The sequence below is a fragment of the Streptomyces sp. NPDC013455 genome, from assembly GCF_040632975.1.
In the GTDB taxonomy this organism is placed as follows: domain Bacteria; phylum Actinomycetota; class Actinomycetes; order Streptomycetales; family Streptomycetaceae; genus Streptomyces.
Genome location: NZ_JBEYCX010000008.1, coordinates 1 through 17,001, shown reverse-complemented (window position 1 = coordinate 17,001; position 17,001 = coordinate 1). Strand labels below are relative to the sequence as shown.

Sequence of the window (17,001 nt, the reverse complement as noted above, 5' to 3'; positions counted from 1 at the left end):
GCATCGGCGCGAGGAATTGCGCGAATTGTGATCACACGCTCACGCTTCGCGAAAATCGATGACTCCGGACGGGTGCGCCCAGCAGAATCGGGCGATGGAACCCGTCACTCTCACCACCGACCGTCTTCTGCTGCGGCCGGTCGGCCCCGCCGACGCCGACGCGGTGTACGAGGCCGCGCAGGACCCCGACATCCAGCGCTGGACGACGGTGCCCTCGCCCTATCTGCCCGAACACGCGCGGTCCTTCACGGAGCGGATCGTCCCCGACGGCTGGTCCCAGGGCTCGGTGTTCACCTTCGGCGTCTTCCTGCCCGACGGCGACCTGGCCGCCATGCTCTCCCTCTCGATGCGCTCGCTGGGCACGGCCGAGGTCGGCTTCTGGGCGGCCAAGGAGCACCGCGGCCGCGGCTATGTCGTGGAGGCCACGCTCACGGCCTGCCGGTGGATCTTCACCGAGGTCGGCGTCGACCGTGTCGAATGGCAGGCCGAGGTCGGCAACCACGCCTCCCGCGCGGTGGCGGAGCGGGCCGGCTTCACCATGGAGGGCACCCTGCGCTCCGGCATCAACAACCGGGGCGTGCGCCGGGACTGCTGGATCGGCTCCCTGCTCCCCTCGGACCTGGGCCTGCCCTCCACCGCCCCGTACCTGCCCGCGCGTCACTGACCGCCCGTGGGCCGGGCGGCCCGGCCTTTCGACCGGGGCGACCGGGGCGACCGGGGAAAGCACGGCTCGCCGCGGGTTGTCAGTGGCACCCTCTATCGTCCGACGCATGACGACCCTTCCGCGCCCGACCACCCTCCTCACCGCGGACGACGCCCGCCGGATCGCCCTGCGGGCCCAGGGCCTCCTCGGCGCACCCGACCGGCGCGCCGGGGTCCGCGGAGTGCTGCGCCACCTCGGCGCGGTCCAGCTGGACACGATCTCGGTCCTCGCCCGCTCCCACGAACTGGTGCCGTACGCCCGGCTGGGCGCCGTCGGCCGTACGACGGTGGAGGCCGCGTACTGGACGGACGCCCACGCCTTCGAGTACTGGTCGCACGCGGCCTGCCTCCTGCCCATCGAGGAGTGGCCGCACTTCGCCTTCCGCCGCCGCGCCTACCGCAACCGCCCGCACTGGCACCACGAACTCCCCGACGGCGCCTACGACCAGGTCATCAAGCAGCTGCGCGCGGAGGGCCCGCTGACCGCCACCGAGCTGGGCGGCGCGAAGAAGACGAACGACTGGTGGGACTGGTCGGGCACGAAGGTCGCCGTGGAGCGGGCGCTGATGTACGGCGAGGTGGTGTGCGTCGAACGGCGCGGCTGGAAGCGGGTGTACGACCTCGCCGAGCGCGCGGTCCCGGCCGCCCTGCTCCACGACGAGCTGGACGACACCGAGTGCCTGCGCCGTCTGGTGCGGCTGGCGGGCGAGTCGCTCGGCGTCGGCACGCGCGGGGACATCGCCGACTACCACCGCCTCAAGGGGGAACAGGTCGACGCGGTGATCGCCGACTCGGGCCTGGTCCCGGTCGAGGTCGAGGGCTGGGGCAGGCCGGCCTGGGCGGACCCGGCGGCCCTGGCGACGCCGCCGCGCGGCCGGCACCGCACCACGCTGCTGTCCCCGTTCGACTCGCTGATCTGGGAGAGGGCGCGCACGGAGCGGATCTTCGGCTTCACCCACCGGCTGGAGGCGTACGTCCCCAAGCCCAAGCGGGTGCACGGCTACTTCGCGATGCCCGTGCTGGCCGGCGGCCGGCTGGTCGGGCGTGTCGACCCGGCCCGCGAGGGCCGCACGCTGGTGGCCAGGCAGGTCACCCTGGACGGCCCGAAGGCGGTCCCGGCGGTCGCGCGGGCGCTGACCGAGGCGGCGGCCTGGGTGAACTGCACGGACGTCCGCGTGGAGCGGGTGGACGCCCCCGAGCTGCGCGCCCCGCTCACCAGGGAGCTCGCCGGCCTGCTCGGCTAGGCGCTAGCGGATCTCGAGGATCTTCTCCCGCATCGCGTACACCACAGCCTCCATCCTGGAGTGCAGCTGCAGCTTCTCCAGGATGTTGCGCACGTGGTTCTTCACGGTGTTCTCGGAGATGAACAGCTCCTTGGCGATGTCCCGGTTGTTCATGCCCGTGGCGACGAGTTTGAGGACCTCCAGCTCCCGGTCGGTCAGCCGGGGCGCGGGCACCAGCCTGCGCTCGTCGGTGCGCTGGATCATCGACTTGAACTCGGTGAGCAGTTTCGACGCCATCGACGGACTGATCTGCGACTGCCCGTCGGCCACCGCGCGAATGGCGGTGGCCACCTCGTCGGTCGAGATCTCCTTCAGCAGGTAGCCGGTCGCGCCCGCCTTGATCGCCTCGTAGAGGTCGGCCTCCTCGTCGCTGATCGTCAGCATGATGATCTTGGCGCTGGGGGCGACCTCCTTGATGGAGGTGCAGGCCTCGATCCCCCCGCGCTTGGGCATGCGGACGTCCATCAGCACGATGTCGGGCAGCAGGTCGGCGGCCTTGTCGACGGCCTCGGCCCCGTCGCCGGCCTCGCCGACGACCTGGATGTCCTCCTCGGCCGCGAGCACGATCTCCAGGCCGCGCCGGAAGAGGGCGTGGTCGTCCACGACCAGGACTCTGATCGGCTCCTTGCGTGGAGCGTCCGGGTCCGGGCCCGTCCCGACGGCATGGCCGTCGGCGTCCCCGTCCCGCATCGGTCCGAAGGTGTCCGCCATCGTTCCTCCCCCTGAAGGCTGTGGCCTGTGGTCCTGTGCCATCGCCAACCCAAGGCAGCGGCCCACCGGTTGGGCCGGTGCGGCCATGATTTCATGCCCGGGCGACACCGAGGTGACGTGCGGGGCGCGAAGTGGTCGCACACCGATGCCCCTGGGGGCGCACACGCGCTCCAGGGGCACCGGCTCAGCTTCAGCCGGGTGGGTCAGCCGCCCAGCGTGCCCCCCGCCGCCGGGGGCTGCGTCTCAGTGACCATCGGGTCCGTGCTGAGGTGGATCACGCCGTAGTCGTAGGCGTGGCGCCGGTAGACGACGCTCGGCTCCTTCGTCTCGGAGTCGACGAACAAGTAGAAGTCGTGGCCGACCAGTTCCATCTCGTAGAGAGCCTGGTCGAGGCTCATCGGGGAGGCGACGTGGGTCTTCTCGCGGACGACGAGGGGTCCTTCGCCCTTGACCTCCAGCGGGCCGATCTTCTTGGTCGGTACGCCGTCCGCCTCCTCCTCCTGGACGAGGATGCCGTTGCCGTCGAGCGTCGCCGCACCCGGGACGTGGTCGGCGACCTCGGCCGCCGGGATCCGGCGCGCGCCCCGGCGCGAGAACCGCTTGTCGTGCTGCTTGCGCAGCCGCGCATCCAGTTTCTCCGCCGCCAGGTCAAGTGCCGCGTACGGGTCGCTGGCCGCTGCCTCCGCCCGGATCACCGGACCGCGGGAGCGGAGCGTGATCTCCACTCGGTCACAGCGGTCGGCCTGTCGGGGGTTCGGCTCCTTGGACACCTCGACGTCGAGGCTGATCACCTTGGCATCGAGCCGCTGGATCTTCTCCAGCTTCAGCTTCTCGGCCACGTGCTTGCGGAACCGCTCGGGCACCTCGGTCTTGCGGCCTTTGACGACGATGTCCACGCAGAACTCCGTTCCCGGATCGCTCCGCTGGTTCGGCGGAGCATCTCCCTATTGCACCAGGTCCGGTGATCGCCGGACCTCGGACTCGGTGACGTCCACCTCCTCCTCCCCCATGGGCGAGATCTCCACCCCACCGGTGCGGGTGAATGCGGAAAACCCGCAGCACGGCATTCGGATAATGCGAGGCGTGGCCTGCGCCTTTCCTCACAACCGAACATATCTCGCCCGGACGGATGTCGTCACCCTCTCGCGCGGTGTACCTCCGTTCAGGTGAATTGATCCCCTCACCACCTGCAACGACGCAGGTCGGCGGTCAGTTCCTGTTCATTTCGAAAGAATCGCAGGGAGCGGCGATCACTGCCGCACGGAGCATCCACTCACGGGCGTTCGGCACCGCCTTTTCAAGTGCACCCTGCATACACTCCCTCCGCTTCGGCCGGGCACCGGTGCGTCGTTCCTCCCTACCTTCCCGAGTTACGGCCTCGTACACGAGAGTCCCCTCATCTCGGCGGAATGGCACCCCCTGCCGCAGGGCCCTCGCCGCCTCCGCGAGGCTGGCGCCGGTCGTCATCAGGTCGTCGACGAGCACCACCCGGCCCGCGCCGAGCAACCGGCCGCCTCCCGCGGTGACCTCCAGCGCCCCGGCGAGGTTCGCCAGGCGCCGCCGCGCGTCCAGGCCCGCCTGGTCCGCCACGGGCCGCCGCTGGCGCAGTACGGCCGCCACCCGGGCCGGCGTCCCGGTGCGCCGCAGCTCCCCGGCGGCCGCGAGCGCCATCCGCCGCACCGGATCGTGCCCGCGCGCCCGCACGGCCCAGCGGGCGGAGGGCACCGGCACCAGCAGCACGGGCCCGCGCCCCGGCCCGCCGGCGGCCCCGCCACCGGTGGCCTCAGTGGCCCCGGTGGCCGCGGCCCCGCCGAGGCCCGCCCGCACGGCCCCCGCCAGTGCCGTGCCCAGCGCTCCCGCGAGCGCCAGCGCGCCCCGCTCCTTGTGCGCGAGGAGCAGCGCGCGCACCTCCGCCGCGTACGGAGCCGCCGCGTGCACCACCGGCAGCCCGGCCGGCTCCGGCACCGGCCGCACCCGGCGCGGCACGCCGCCGACCAGCGCGGCCCGGCACCGTGGGCAGAGTGCCGTACGAGGTGCCCCGCAGCCCGCGCAGTCGGCCGGCAGCACCAGGTCGGTGAGGTCCTGCCACCACCCCCGCATGCGCACCACTGTGCCGCCCCCGGCGCGGCCGGGCCACCCCTGTGGACAACGCCTGTGGACAACACCCCGGCCCACTCCGCGGCACCCCGGCACCCGGCCGGCCTCAGCGGGCCCGGCCCACTCCGCGGCACCCCGGCACCCGGCCGGCCTCAGCCCGGATAGACCGGCGCCGTCCCGTCCTTGTCGACCTTCTGCCACTGGGCGCCGGACGGCAGCCGTACGATCCCGTCCTCCGAGTAGGCCACCAGCGGCACCCGCTCGTCCTCGGACGCGGCGACCGCCTCCACACCGGGCAGCGCGCCCGGGGCCGGGCCGTCGAGCGTGGACCCGTCGACCTGGACGTACCGCATCTGCTGCACGCCCCCATGCTCCTGGCCGACCACGAGCAGCCTGCTGTCACCGGCCCAGGAGACGGCACTGACCTGCTCCAGATCCGGAGCGGCCGGCCGCAGACCGTCCACCGAGATGCCCTGCCCGGTGCCGTCGTCCCGCTGGATCCGGCCCAGGAGCAGCGACTGCTCGCCGTCCTTCTCGACGACCAGCGCGATCCGCGCCCCGTCGGCGGCCACCCGCACGTCCTTGATCCGGCCGGACAGATCCGGCACGGCGACCTGCTCCGGTTCACCGTCGCCGACGCCCTGCTCCAGGACGAACAGCCGCGGCCGGTGCGGGTCCCGGTCGGCCACCCACAGGTCCCCGCGGGCGTCCCAGCTCGGCGTGGTCAGCCGGTCGGCGGGCGTCGGGCCGGCGCTGGTCAGCAGCGGGGCACCGAGCGAACCGCCCGACGCCAGCGACGCCACGTACAGCGACCTGCCCTCGTCACCGACCCCGGCCGCGGTGTGCTCGTCGCGCGAGACGGCCACCGACCGGAGTGCCTTCTCGCCCTCGCCCAGCGGACCCGGCACGGGGACGGCGCCGGTTCCGGTGCTCCCGGTCGGCATCCGTACCGCCTGGTGCTTGCCGTCGAGGAAGTACAGGTACTCGGGACGCTTGGAGGATCCGTGCCAGGCGACGGACTCGGCGCGCTCCTCGGTCAGTTCGCACAGCCGGTCCCCGCCGGTGCCCTCCAGCGCGACGCCTTCCAGTGTCGGAGCCAGGTTCCGCAGGGTGAGCAGCACCTGGGTGGCCATCTCGGTGCACTTGCTCGCCGCGACTTGGGAACCTTCCAGGTTCAGCGGCACGGTCAGCCTGTTCTGGTCGTCCGGTGCCAGCCCGGACGCACCCTTCCTCAGCGCCGTACCGGTCGGGAAGCTGGACCTGACCACCGGACCGAGCCACGCGGTCGGCCCGTTCAGCAGCGAGCGGACCATCTGGGTCATCGGGTCGACCTTGCTGCGCACGAAGACCGGATCGGCGACCGCCACCGGCTGCCCGGCCGTCCCGACCGCCGTGTTCGAGGCGAAGTAGAACTTGTCGACGGACGTGTAGTTCCGCTGGAAGTCCGACTTGCCCATGACGACACCGTCGGGCAGCCCGTCGATGCGCCACTGGCCGGACTTGGGGTTCTTCGTGAGGTGCAGCTTCTTGCGGTAGAAGCCGTCGGCGGGCTGGTACGCCTGCTGCGCGTCGACCGTGGCGACCCGGATACCGGCGAGCACGCACGTGACGCTGTTGGCCTCCTCCCGGGGACCCGGGCCGCAGTCGGTCTCGATGCTCGGCCCGTTCGCCAGCACGGTGGTCGACCGCTCCGGCCGCCAGGCGCTCGCCGCCTCGGCCGTCAGGTACTTGCGCGCCGTGTCGTACTCCGGGTCGTCGCTGGTCAGCGCCTCCAGGAAGCCCTGCATGATCTCCCCCGGACCGGCCCCCTCGGCCGGCGGCATCGCGAACACCCGCACCCCGGTGTCCTGCCGCGGCGTGGACTCCACGTCCCGCAGGTCCCCGCTGTCGGGCATCGACGCGCACCCGGCCAGCAGGACGACACCCGCGGCGGCGTACGCCACCGCGCGCCCCAGCCGCCGCCGTGCGCCCCCCTTGCGGTCAGCGGCCACGAAACGCCTCCCCTGGCTCGGTCGAGTCATGCGGCCCGGCCGCTCCGCCCGGCCCGCCCCCATGCGTGTCGGCCGCCGGACCCGCGGCGGGCCCTTCGCCCGGGCGCCGCGCACCACCGGTGGGCCGGGGCACCACGCGCGCGCCGTTGCCGTGTCCGGGCAGGGCGGTCGGGTCGGCGGCGGGGGTCGCGGACAGCCGCGGCGCCCTCGGCGGCAGCGCGGCCGGCTGGGCACCGGTGTGCTGCACCGGAAGGGTCGCCTGCTTCTCCGCTCCCGCGCGGGGCCGACCGGCTTCGTCGAGGCCGCGGTTGCGGCGTGAATCCTTGGGCTCCAGCGGTATGGGCGAGCCCCGCAGCGGCTCGTCGGCGGTCCTGGGCAGCGTCAGCCGGAACTGGGAGCCGCCGCCCGGCTCACCCCAGGCCTGGAGCCAGCCGCCGTGCAGCCGCGCGTCCTCCAGGGCGATCGACAGTCCGAGACCCGTCCCGCCGGTGGTACGCGCGCGTGCCGGGTCGGCCCGCCAGAAGCGGCTGAAGACCCGGGTCGCCTCGCCGGGCTTGAGCCCGACGCCGTAGTCGCGCACCGCGATGGCCACGGCGCCGCCCGCCGCGGCGAGCTTGACGATGACGTCCTTGCCGTCGCCGTGCTCGACGGCGTTGACGACGAGGTTGCGCAGCACCCGCTCCACGCGCCGGGGGTCCGCCTCGGCGACGACGGGCTGCTGGTCGCCGAAGACCCGTATGCGGGTGCCCTTGCGCTCGGCGAGCGGCTCGGCGCCGCTCACCACCCGCCGGACGACCTCCCTGAGGTCTATCGGCTCGGCCTCCAGGGCCGCCGCGCCCGCGTCGAATCGGCTGATCTCCAGCAGGTCCGCGAGCAGCGACTCGAACCGGTCCAGCTGGTCGGCGAGCAGCTCGGCCGAGCGCGCGGTCACCGGGTCGAAGTCCTCGCGGGCCTCGTGGATGACGTCGGCGGCCATCCGGACGGTGGTCAGCGGGGTGCGCAGCTCGTGCGAGACGTCGGAGACGAACCGACGCTGCATCCGCGACAGGTCCTCCAGCTGCTGGATCTTGACCTGGAGGTTCTGCGCCATCTTGTTGAAGGCCTCGCCGAGACGCGCGATGTCGTCCTCGCCGGTGACCTTCATCCGCTCCTGCAACCGCCCGGCGGACAGCCGCTCCGCGATCCCGGCCGCCATCCGCACCGGCGTGACGACCTGCCGCACCACCAGCCAGGCGATGGCGCCCAGCAGGACGACGACGAACAGCCCGGCGGTGGCGAGGGTGCCCTTGACCAGGCTCAGGGACTTCTCCTCCTGCGTCAGCGGGAAGAGGTAGTACAGCTCGTAGGGACGGCCGTTGGGGTCGTTGACCTGCTTGCCGATGACGAGACCCGGCTGCGACTCCTTGCCGCCGAAGTAGATGATCCGCGTGTTGCTCTGCACGGCCGTCGTACCGCTGTTGACCCGGTCGCGCAGGGCCGCGGGCACGCTGGAGGTCGGGTTGACGTTCCCGGAGCCGCGTGGGCTGCGCCCGCCGCCGCTGTCGTCGCCGACGGGCAGCGTCACCACGTCGAAGGCGCCCGCACCACCGCTGGACAGCGACTCCACGAGATCGCTCATCCACTGGATGACGTTCTGCGACTGCCGCCCGTCCGCGGTCGCGGCGTCTTCACCGTCGTCGGCGGCGGCACCCGCTCCGGTCCCGCCGACCGCCTCGTCGGCCTTCTGCTTGGCCACCGCGAACCCGCCCGTGGCCTGGCTCTGCGACGCCTTCACCTTGGCGTCCAGCAGGCCGTTGCGCACCTGCCCGATCACCACGAAACCCAGCAGCAGGACGACGCCCAGCGACATGAGCAGGGTCGTGGCGACCACCCTGAGCTGGATGTTGCGCCGCCACAGCCGCATCACCGGCAACAGCGGCCGGCGCACCCAGCGCAGGAACAGCCGCAGCACCGGGCTGCCCTGGACCCCGCCCCGGAGCAGCCCGCCCTCGAACAGGCGCCTGATCCGCGAACCCGCCGCCGTCCGGCCGACAGGCCGCCCCGGCCGGGACCCGGACCCGCCGGGAGCCGAAGCGGCGCTGTCCCCGGACATGTCAGCTCGGTCCGGCCTTGTAACCGACACCACGGACGGTCACCACGATCTCCGGCCGCTCCGGGTCCTTCTCGACCTTGGAGCGCAGCCGCTGGACGTGCACGTTGACCAGCCGGGTGTCGGCCGCGTGCCGGTAGCCCCACACCTGCTCCAGGAGCACCTCGCGCGTGAACACCTGCCACGGCTTGCGCGCGAGCGCGACCAGCAGGTCGAACTCGAGCGGGGTCAGCGCGATCGACTGCCCGTCCCGCTTCACCGAGTGCCCGGCGACGTCGATGACCAGGTCACCGATGGTGAGCTGCTCCGGTGCCGGCTCCTCCGACCTGCGCAGTCGCGCCCGGATCCGCGCCACCAGCTCCTTCGGCTTGAACGGCTTCACGATGTAGTCGTCGGCGCCCGACTCCAGGCCCACCACGACATCGACGGTGTCGCTCTTCGCCGTGAGCATCACGATCGGCACCCCGGACTCCGCCCGGATCAGCCGGCACACCTCGATGCCGTCCCGTCCGGGCAGCATGAGGTCGAGCAGCACCAAGTCGGGCTTGCTCTCACGGAAAGCGGCCAGCGCCTTGTCGCCGTCGGCTACGAAAGACGGCTCAAAACCTTCACCACGCAGCACGATGCCGAGCATCTCGGCCAGTGCGGTGTCGTCGTCGACGACAAGGACTCGTCCCTTCATAAACGACATCATCCCATTCTCATAACAGCGACAGGCGCCCTGGTGAGGGAGGTCACTGGCCGGTGACGATAGTCGTATGTCGCCGTCACTGTCTGCCCCTGTCCGCCGGCACCGGTCCCGGCACCGGCCGTCCACCGGCACCGGCGCGCCCCTCGCCGGCGATCGCCGGCCCCGGCGGGCGACGAAACGGGGATGTCCGGAACGGTGATGCCACGGCCCCTCGCCCCGGACGTCACCGAGGTCGAGGGGCCGTCGACGCCGCCGGAGCCGGCCTCACCCCATCAGTCGACCGCCACCTGGCGGGACCCGGCACACGACTCCGCCAGGGCCTCGGCCGTCACGGGTGACACGACCCCCGCCTCGGTGACGATCGCCGTCACCAGCTCGGGCGGCGTCACGTCGAACGCCGGGTTGTACGCCTGGGTCCCCAGGGGCGCCACCGCGATCCCCCCTCCGGCTGCCGTCACCGGCACCTGGGGCACCGCGACCTCGGTCACCTCGAAGCCGGGCCGCTGCTCGACCTCGATGGACGCCCCGTCGGGCGTGTCCGCGTCGACCGTCGTCAGCGGCGCCACCACGATGAACGGCACGTGGTGGTACCGCGCCAGCACGGCGAGCGGATAGCTCCCCACCTTGTTCGCCACCGAACCGTCGGCCGCGATCCGGTCCGCCCCGATCAGCACCGCGTCCACCTCGCCCGCCGCGAACAGGGAACCCGCCGCGTTGTCGGTGAGCAGGGTGTACGCCATGCCGCTGCGAGCCGCTTCGTACGCGGTCAGGCGCGCGCCCTGCAGCAGCGGACGCGTCTCGTCCACCCACAGCCGCCGCAGCCGCCCCGCCCGGTGCGCGGCGAGCGCCACCGCGAAGGCCGTGCCCTCCCCGCCCGACACCAGCGAGCCGGTGTTGCAGTGGGTCAGGATCCGGTGCCCGCCGCCGGGCTGCAGCTCGTCCAGCAGCGCCAGCCCATGGGCCGCCATCCGGGCACTGGCCTCGGCGTCCTCCCGGTGCAGCGCCCGCGCCGCGGCCAGCGCCGCCATGGCGGCCGCGGTGGGGTCGCCGGTCCTGGCCAGCGCCGCCTGGTGCGCGGCCTGCGCCCGGCGCACACCGACGGAGAGGTTCACCGCGGTGGGCCTGGCTCCCGCGAGCGCGCTCGCCGCCTCGGCCACCTCGAAGCCGCGCGCGGCGGCGAGCGCGACGCCGTACGCCCCCGCGATCCCCAGCAGCGGCGCCCCCCGCACGGCGAGCGAACGGATCGCCTCCACCAGCGCCGATGCGTCCGTGCACACCAGCTCGACCTCTTCCGCCGGAAGCCTTGTCTGATCGAGAAGGACCAGTACGGGACCTTCTGGTGGTTCCTCCCATCGGATCGCCGGTATCTCGGTCGGCCGCATGTGCCCGCCGGTTCGCGCCTGCTGATCAGCCATGCCGTCAGTCTGCCCCGGATCCGGCGGACAATTGAAGGCGTCCGGCCCCCACCGCGGCCGGCCCCCTGCCGACCGGCCCATGGCACGATGGCTGCCAACCTGCCGCCGCGACCGCGGACGGGCACCGAGAAGGAGCTTCGATGACAGACACTCCGGGCTGGGCCTCGCCCGGATCCTCCCCGTCGCCCGAGGGGCGGGAGCCCGGTGCGTCCGGCCCCGCCGAGCCCGCCGACCGCCCCGGCCCCACCGAGCCCGCGCCGCAGCCGGGCGCGGAAGCGCAGGGCGCGGGCGCGAAATGGTCGAAGGAACAGCCGCCACCCGGCCAGTGGTCGGCGCCCACCGGTGCCCCGAGCCCGCACCAGGCCCCACCGCCCCCGCCGCCCGGCCCGGGCTGGGGCGGACGGCACCCCGGCGGCCCCGGCCCCGGCGGACCCGGCGGCGGATACACCGGCCCACCCGCGGGGTACGCCGGTCCGCCCGCCGGATACGCCGGTCCGCCCGCCGGGTACGGCGGTCACGGCAACCCGGGCGGCTACCCCGCCTGGGGCGGCGGCTGGGGCGGCCCGCCTCCCGCCGCCAAGCCCGGTGTCATCCCGCTGCGCCCGCTCGGCGTCGGCGAGATCCTCGACGGCGCCGTGTCCACCATGCGCACCTACTGGCGCACGGTCCTCGGTATCGCGCTGACCGTCGCCGTGGTCACGGACACCTGCCTGGTCCTCCTCCAGGGCCTCGTCCTCAACGACGCCCTCTCCGGCACGTCCCTCGACAGCCGGACCGCCACCCCCGACGAGGTGTTCCGCGCGCTGCGCGAGACCATGATCGTCGGAGGCATCGTCACAGTGATCTCCGCGGCCGCCATCCTGGTCGCGACCGCGCTGCTCACGACCATCACCAGCCGTGCCGTCCTCGGCAAGCCGGTCAGCGCCGGCGAGGCCTGGCGGGAGGCCCGCCCGCAGCTCCCGAAGCTGTGCGGCCTGCTCCTCCTGCTCGGCCTGATCACCGTCGGGGTGGTGGCCGCCGGGGCCCTGCCCGGCATCCTCGTCCTGGCCGCCGGCGGCAGCGACGCCGGCGGAGCGGCGCTCCTCGGCCTCGGCATCCTCGGCTCCGTCGTGGTCGCGGTGTGGCTGGCGATCCGCTTCTACCTGGCCGCGCCCGCGCTGATGCTGGAACGCCAGACCATCACGAAGGCCATGAGCCGCTCCGCCAAGCTGGTGCGCGGCTCCTGGTGGCGCATCTTCGGCATCCAGGTACTCGCCTGGCTCATCGCCAACATCGTCTCCTCCATCGTCACCATCCCCTTCGCCGTCATCGGTGCCGCCGTGAGCGGTGACGGCATGGACGACTTCCTGGGCACCAGCGGCGGACACGTCGGCTGGGCGTTCCTGATCATCCGGGGCATCGGCTCCCTGATCGGCACCACGCTCACCCTTCCGATCAGCGCCGGCGTCACCGTGCTCCTCTACATCGACCAGCGCATCCGCCGCGAAGCCCTCGACCTCGAACTGGCCCGCGCCGCCGGAGTCCAGGGCTACGGCACCGGCGGCACCGGCCACGTATCCGGGAGCTGATGCGGTGAGCCTCACGGGGGCAGTCCTCACGGCGGTGGCTCCATCGGGCCCCGCCGCGACGGCCGTCCGGGCACTGGCGCGGGTGACGGGCCGGGCCGTCCTGGCGGCCGGCTCGGGCGACGAACCGCCGGTGACCGTCCCGCGCGACCCCGCGCGGGAAGCGGCCCGGCGCGAGCTGTCCAAGCCGGTGTACCACGAGAACGACCCCAGCCTGCTCCAGCGGGCCCTGGACGCGTTCTGGGACTGGCTCGACCGGCTGTTCAGCAGCGCCGCCTCGGCGACCCCGGGCGGCGCCGTCGGCCTGTTCGTGGTCATCCTGTTCGCCGTCGCCGTCCTGGCCGCCCTGTGGTGGCGCCTCGGCACCCCCCGCCGCCGGCCCGCTTCCGCGGCCGCCCTGTTCGGCGACCGCCCCCGCAGCGCCGCCGAACACCGCGCGGCCGGCGAGGCCCATGCCGCCCTGGGCCACTGGAACCAGGCCGTCCAGGAACGCATGCGCGCCCTCGTCCGCTCCCTGGAGGAACGCGCCCTGCTCGACGTACGCGCCGGCCGCACCGCCGACGAGGCGGCCGCCGAGGCCGGCCGCGTCCTTCCCGGGCACACGGACCGGTTGCGCACCGCCGCCCGCGACTTCGACGACGTCACGTACGGCGGGCGCAGCGCCGACGAGCAGGCGTACCACCGCCTCGTCACGCTCGACCGCGACCTCGAAAACACTCGCCCGGCCCTCGCCGCCGACGCCACCGCCGCGGCCCACAGCACCCGCCAGGGGGTCACCGAGTGACCGCCGAGGCCCCGCCGACGACCACCTCCACCGCACCCACCGGCCGCCAGGTGTGGACCAGGACACGAGGCATCGCGCTCGCCGTCGTACTGATCCTGGTGGCGGCCGTCGCCATGGCCGCCGTACGCTCCACCGCCCGGCACGGCGAGCTGGACCCGCGCTCCGCCGACCCCTACGGCAGCCGGGCCGTCGCCCAACTCCTCGCCGCCCGGGGTGTTTCCACCCGCGTGGTCACCACCCTGGACGCGGCGCGCGCCGCCGCCGGCCCGGACACCACCCTGCTGGTTGCCGTGCCCGACCTGCTGACCCACCGTCAGCAGAGCCGGCTGCACACGGCCACGGCGTCCTCGGGCGGGCGCACCGTGCTGGTCGCGGCCGGCAGCTGGTCCGTCGAACGCCTCGCCCCCGGGGTCACCGCGGACCCCGCCACCAGCGACGCATCCACCCTCGCCCCGGACTGCACACTGCCCGAAGCCCGGCGCGCGGGCACCGCCGACACCGGCGGCGTCCGCTACACCACCACCCACCTCGACGCCGACTCCTGCTACCGCAGCGAGCGCCTCGCCACCCTGCTGCGCGTCCCCGCGGCCTCCGGGGGCGGCGACACCGTCGTCCTCGGCGCACCCGACATCCTCTACAACGACCGCCTCGACGAACAGGGCAACGCCTCGCTCGCCCTCCAACTCCTCGGTTCGCGCCCGCATCTGGTGTGGTACCTCCCCTCGCTGTCCGACGCCGCCGCCCCCGAGACCGGTGAGCGCAAGAGCTTCTTCGACCTGCTCCCCTCGGGATGGCTCTGGGCCACGCTGCAGCTCTTCATCGCGGCGGTCCTGGCCGCCTTCTGGCGGGCACGCCGCTTCGGTCCCCTCGTGTCCGAGAAACTCCCCGTCGCGGTCCGCGCCTCGGAGACCGCCGAAGGCCGCGCCCGGCTCTACCGCAAGGCCGACGCCCGCGACCGCGCGGCCACCGCTCTCCGCGCCACCACCCGCACCCGCCTCGCCCCCCTCGTCGGCGTGCCCGTCGCCCAGGCGCACGCGCCCGAGGCCCTGCTCCCCGCCCTGTCCGCTCACCTCGCCGGCGACGGACAGGCCCTGCACTTCCTCCTCTTCGGACCGCCGCCCGGCGACGACGCGGCCCTCATCGCACTCACCGACCAACTCGACGCCCTCGAAAGAGAGGTACGCCGTTCATGATGGACCCGACCACTGACAACGCCGGGCGGAGCGGGGACGCGGGCACCGCCCGGGCCTCCCTGGAGGCCCTGCGCACGGAGATCGCCAAAGCCGTGGTCGGCCAGGACCCCGCCGTGACCGGCCTCGTCGTCGCCCTCCTCTGCCGCGGACACGTACTCCTCGAAGGAGTCCCCGGGGTCGCCAAGACGTTGCTCGTCCGCGCCCTCGCGTCCGCACTCGAACTCGACACCAAACGCGTCCAGTTCACCCCGGACCTGATGCCGAGCGACGTCACCGGTTCCCTCGTCTACGACACCCGCAGCGCCGAGTTCTCCTTCCAGCCCGGCCCGGTCTTCACCAACCTGCTGCTCGCGGACGAGATCAACCGCACCCCGCCCAAGACCCAGTCGTCGCTGCTGGAGGCCATGGAGGAACGCCAGGTCACGGTCGACGGCACCCCGCGCCCGCTCCCGGAGCCGTTCCTGGTCGCCGCGACCCAGAACCCGGTCGAGTACGAGGGCACCTACCCCCTGCCCGAGGCCCAACTGGACCGGTTCCTGCTGAAACTGACGGTCCCTCTGCCCTCGCGGCAGGACGAGATCGACGTCCTCACCCGGCACGCCTCGGGCTTCGACCCCCGCGACCTGCGCGGCGCGGGCGTCCGCCCGGTCGCGGGCGCCGCCGACCTGGAGGCGGCCCGCGCGGCGGTCGCCAAGACCACCGTGTCCCCCGAGATCACCGCCTACGTCGTGGACATCTGCCGTGCCACCCGGGAATCGCCCTCCCTCACGCTGGGCGTCTCCCCCCGCGGCGCGACGTCCCTGCTCGCCACGTCACGCGCGTGGGCGTGGCTGACCGGCCGCGACTACGTCATCCCCGACGACGTGAAGGCCCTGGCCCTGCCCACGCTGCGCCACCGCGTCCAACTGCGCCCCGAGGCGGAGATGGAGGGCGTGACCGCCGACGCGGTCATCACCGCCATCCTGGCCCACGTCCCGGTTCCCCGCTGATGGCACTGACCGGACGCGCCGCCCTCATCGCGGCACTCGGCTCGATTCCCGTCGGGGTGCTGGAGCCGGGCTGGACCGGCATCCTCGCGGTCAACGGCCCGCTCGCCGTGGCCTGTGCCTGCGACTACGCACTCGCCGCACCCGTGCGGCGCCTCCTGCTGACCCGCTCCGGCGACACCTCCACGCGGCTCGGCGAGACCGCCGACGTGACCCTCACGATCACCAATCCCTCGCGCCGACCGCTGCGGGCGCGGCTGCGCGACGCCTGGCCGCCCAGCAGCTGGCAGCCCGGCACCGAGATCGCCGCGTCCCGGCACCGGCTGACCGTCCCGCCGGGCGAACGCCGCCGCGTGACGACCAGGCTGCGCCCCACCCGCCGCGGAGACCGCCGGGCCGACCGCGTGACGATCCGCTCCTACGGCCCACTCGGCCTGTTCTCCCGCCAGGGCGCCCACCTGGTGCCGTGGACGGTACGGGTCCTGCCGCCGTTCACCAGCCGCAAGCACCTTCCCTCGAAGCTCGCCCGGCTGCGTGAGCTCGACGGCCGCACCAGCGTGCTGACCCGCGGCGAGGGGACGGAGTTCGACAGCCTGCGCGAGTACGTTCCCGGGGACGACACCCGCTCGATCGACTGGCGGGCCACCGCCCGGCAGTCCGCCGTCGCCGTCCGCACCTGGCGCCCCGAACGCGACCGCCACATCCTGCTGGTCCTAGACACGGGCCGTACCTCGGCCGGACGGGTGGGTGACGCCCCGCGCCTGGACGCCTCCATGGACGCCGCGCTGCTGCTCTCGGCCCTCGCCTCCCGCGCCGGCGACCGGCTGGCCCTGCTCGCCTACGACCGCCGGGTACGGGCTCTGGTCCAGGGCCGCTCGGCAGGCGATGTGCTGCCCTCCCTGGTCGGCGCCATGGCCACGCTGGAGCCGGAACTGGTGGAGACCGACGCCCGGGGTCTGACCGCCACCGCGCTGCGCACCGCACCCCGGCGCTCCCTGATCGTGCTCTTCACGGCGTTGGACGCCGCACCGGTGGAACAGGGTCTGCTTCCGGTGCTCCCCCGGCTCACGCAGCGCCACACCGTCGTGGTCGCCTCCGTCGCGGATCCACACATCGCCCGCATGGCGCGGGCCCGGGGCACCACGGACGCCGTGTACGAGGCGGCCGCCGCGGCCCAGGCCCAGGACGAGCGCCGGCGCACCGCGGAGCAGCTCCGCCGTCATGGGGTGACCGTGGTGGACGCGACGCCGGAGGATTTGGCGCCGGCGCTGGCGGACGCCTACCTGGCGTTGAAAGCGGCGGGTCGGCTCTGAGGAATCTCCGACTCCCGCCGTCCCTCCGGGGACGGTATGTCCCCTGAACGCAGAAAACCCCCGCACCGTGAGGTGCGGGGGTTTTCTCAAAGATTGTTCGGCGGCGTCCTACTCTCCCACAGGGTCCCCCCTGCAGTACCATCGGCGCTGTGAGGCTTAGCTTCCGGGTTCGGTATGTAAC

The 17,001-nt window shown here is 73.5% G+C and carries 14 protein-coding genes and 1 rRNA gene; 7 read left to right on the top strand and 8 right to left on the bottom strand.

Going from position 1 to position 17,001, the window contains the following annotated elements; all coding sequences use genetic code 11:
* Positions 1 to 94 precede the first annotated feature (94 nt).
* Together ABZ576_RS15095 and ABZ576_RS15090 are read left to right on the top strand one after the other, a co-directional pair.
* Positions 95 to 664, top strand: a complete 570-nt coding sequence (locus ABZ576_RS15095; RefSeq protein ID WP_360740112.1) for a GNAT family N-acetyltransferase — start codon at positions 95 to 97, stop codon at positions 662 to 664.
* A gap of 106 nt (positions 665 to 770) precedes the next feature.
* Positions 771 to 1,946 (top strand): crosslink repair DNA glycosylase YcaQ family protein, encoded by a 1,176-nt coding sequence (locus tag ABZ576_RS15090; protein WP_360740109.1) that lies wholly within the window; start codon positions 771 to 773, stop codon positions 1,944 to 1,946.
* A gap of 3 nt (positions 1,947 to 1,949) precedes the next feature.
* Here ABZ576_RS15090 and ABZ576_RS15085 read toward each other — a convergent pair whose 3' ends face one another.
* From ABZ576_RS15085 to mtnA, 7 genes are all read right to left on the bottom strand, one after another.
* Complete coding sequence (locus ABZ576_RS15085; protein WP_360740106.1) at positions 1,950 to 2,696, bottom strand: response regulator transcription factor; 747 nt, start codon at positions 2,694 to 2,696, stop codon at positions 1,950 to 1,952.
* A gap of 203 nt (positions 2,697 to 2,899) precedes the next feature.
* Positions 2,900 to 3,592 carry a ribosome-associated translation inhibitor RaiA gene (gene raiA / locus ABZ576_RS15080; RefSeq protein WP_360740103.1) on the bottom strand — a complete coding sequence of 231 codons (693 nt, stop codon included), beginning with the start codon at positions 3,590 to 3,592 and terminating at the stop codon, positions 2,900 to 2,902.
* 313 nt (positions 3,593 to 3,905) lie between these two features.
* Positions 3,906 to 4,796 carry a ComF family protein gene (locus ABZ576_RS15075; protein WP_360740100.1) on the bottom strand — a complete coding sequence of 297 codons (891 nt, stop codon included), beginning with the start codon at positions 4,794 to 4,796 and terminating at the stop codon, positions 3,906 to 3,908.
* Between the two features lie 149 nt (positions 4,797 to 4,945).
* Positions 4,946 to 6,784: an LpqB family beta-propeller domain-containing protein gene (locus ABZ576_RS15070; protein WP_360740097.1), complete on the bottom strand. Its 1,839-nt coding sequence runs from the start codon at positions 6,782 to 6,784 to the stop codon at positions 4,946 to 4,948.
* Positions 6,774 to 8,876, bottom strand: coding sequence for an MtrAB system histidine kinase MtrB (gene mtrB / locus ABZ576_RS15065; RefSeq protein WP_360740095.1), 2,103 nt, complete (start codon positions 8,874 to 8,876; stop codon positions 6,774 to 6,776). The genes ABZ576_RS15070 and mtrB overlap by 11 nt, the downstream gene beginning before the upstream one ends.
* Position 8,877: 1 nt before the next feature.
* Entirely contained in the window at positions 8,878 to 9,567 is a 690-nt protein-coding gene (gene mtrA, locus ABZ576_RS15060; RefSeq protein WP_187279108.1) for a two-component system response regulator MtrA, read from the bottom strand.
* Positions 9,568 to 9,836: 269 nt separating this feature from the next.
* Entirely contained in the window at positions 9,837 to 10,979 is a 1,143-nt protein-coding gene (mtnA, locus tag ABZ576_RS15055; RefSeq protein WP_360740092.1) for an S-methyl-5-thioribose-1-phosphate isomerase, read from the bottom strand.
* 140 nt (positions 10,980 to 11,119) lie between these two features.
* Between mtnA and ABZ576_RS15050 the strand changes: the two genes are divergently transcribed.
* From ABZ576_RS15050 to ABZ576_RS15030, 5 genes are read left to right on the top strand one after another with little or no spacing between them, the layout of a single operon-like run.
* Positions 11,120 to 12,547, top strand: coding sequence for a glycerophosphoryl diester phosphodiesterase membrane domain-containing protein (locus ABZ576_RS15050; protein WP_360740089.1), 1,428 nt, complete (start codon positions 11,120 to 11,122; stop codon positions 12,545 to 12,547).
* 34 nt (positions 12,548 to 12,581) lie between these two features.
* The gene (locus ABZ576_RS15045; RefSeq protein WP_360740086.1) at positions 12,582 to 13,328 is read left to right on the top strand and encodes a DUF4129 domain-containing protein; all 747 of its coding nucleotides are present in this window, start codon (positions 12,582 to 12,584) and stop codon (positions 13,326 to 13,328) included.
* Positions 13,325 to 14,521, top strand: a complete 1,197-nt coding sequence (locus tag ABZ576_RS15040) for a DUF4350 domain-containing protein (protein WP_360740083.1) — start codon at positions 13,325 to 13,327, stop codon at positions 14,519 to 14,521. Before ABZ576_RS15045 ends, ABZ576_RS15040 begins: the two co-directional genes overlap by 4 nt.
* Positions 14,521 to 15,510: a MoxR family ATPase gene (locus ABZ576_RS15035; RefSeq protein ID WP_360740642.1), complete on the top strand. Its 990-nt coding sequence runs from the start codon at positions 14,521 to 14,523 to the stop codon at positions 15,508 to 15,510. The genes ABZ576_RS15040 and ABZ576_RS15035 overlap by 1 nt, the downstream gene beginning before the upstream one ends.
* Complete coding sequence (locus tag ABZ576_RS15030) at positions 15,510 to 16,820, top strand: DUF58 domain-containing protein (protein WP_360740080.1); 1,311 nt, start codon at positions 15,510 to 15,512, stop codon at positions 16,818 to 16,820. The genes ABZ576_RS15035 and ABZ576_RS15030 overlap by 1 nt, the downstream gene beginning before the upstream one ends.
* Before the next feature lie 95 nt (positions 16,821 to 16,915).
* Here ABZ576_RS15030 and rrf read toward each other — a convergent pair.
* Positions 16,916 to 17,001 (bottom strand): 5S ribosomal RNA (rrf, locus tag ABZ576_RS15025); the annotation flags it as partial.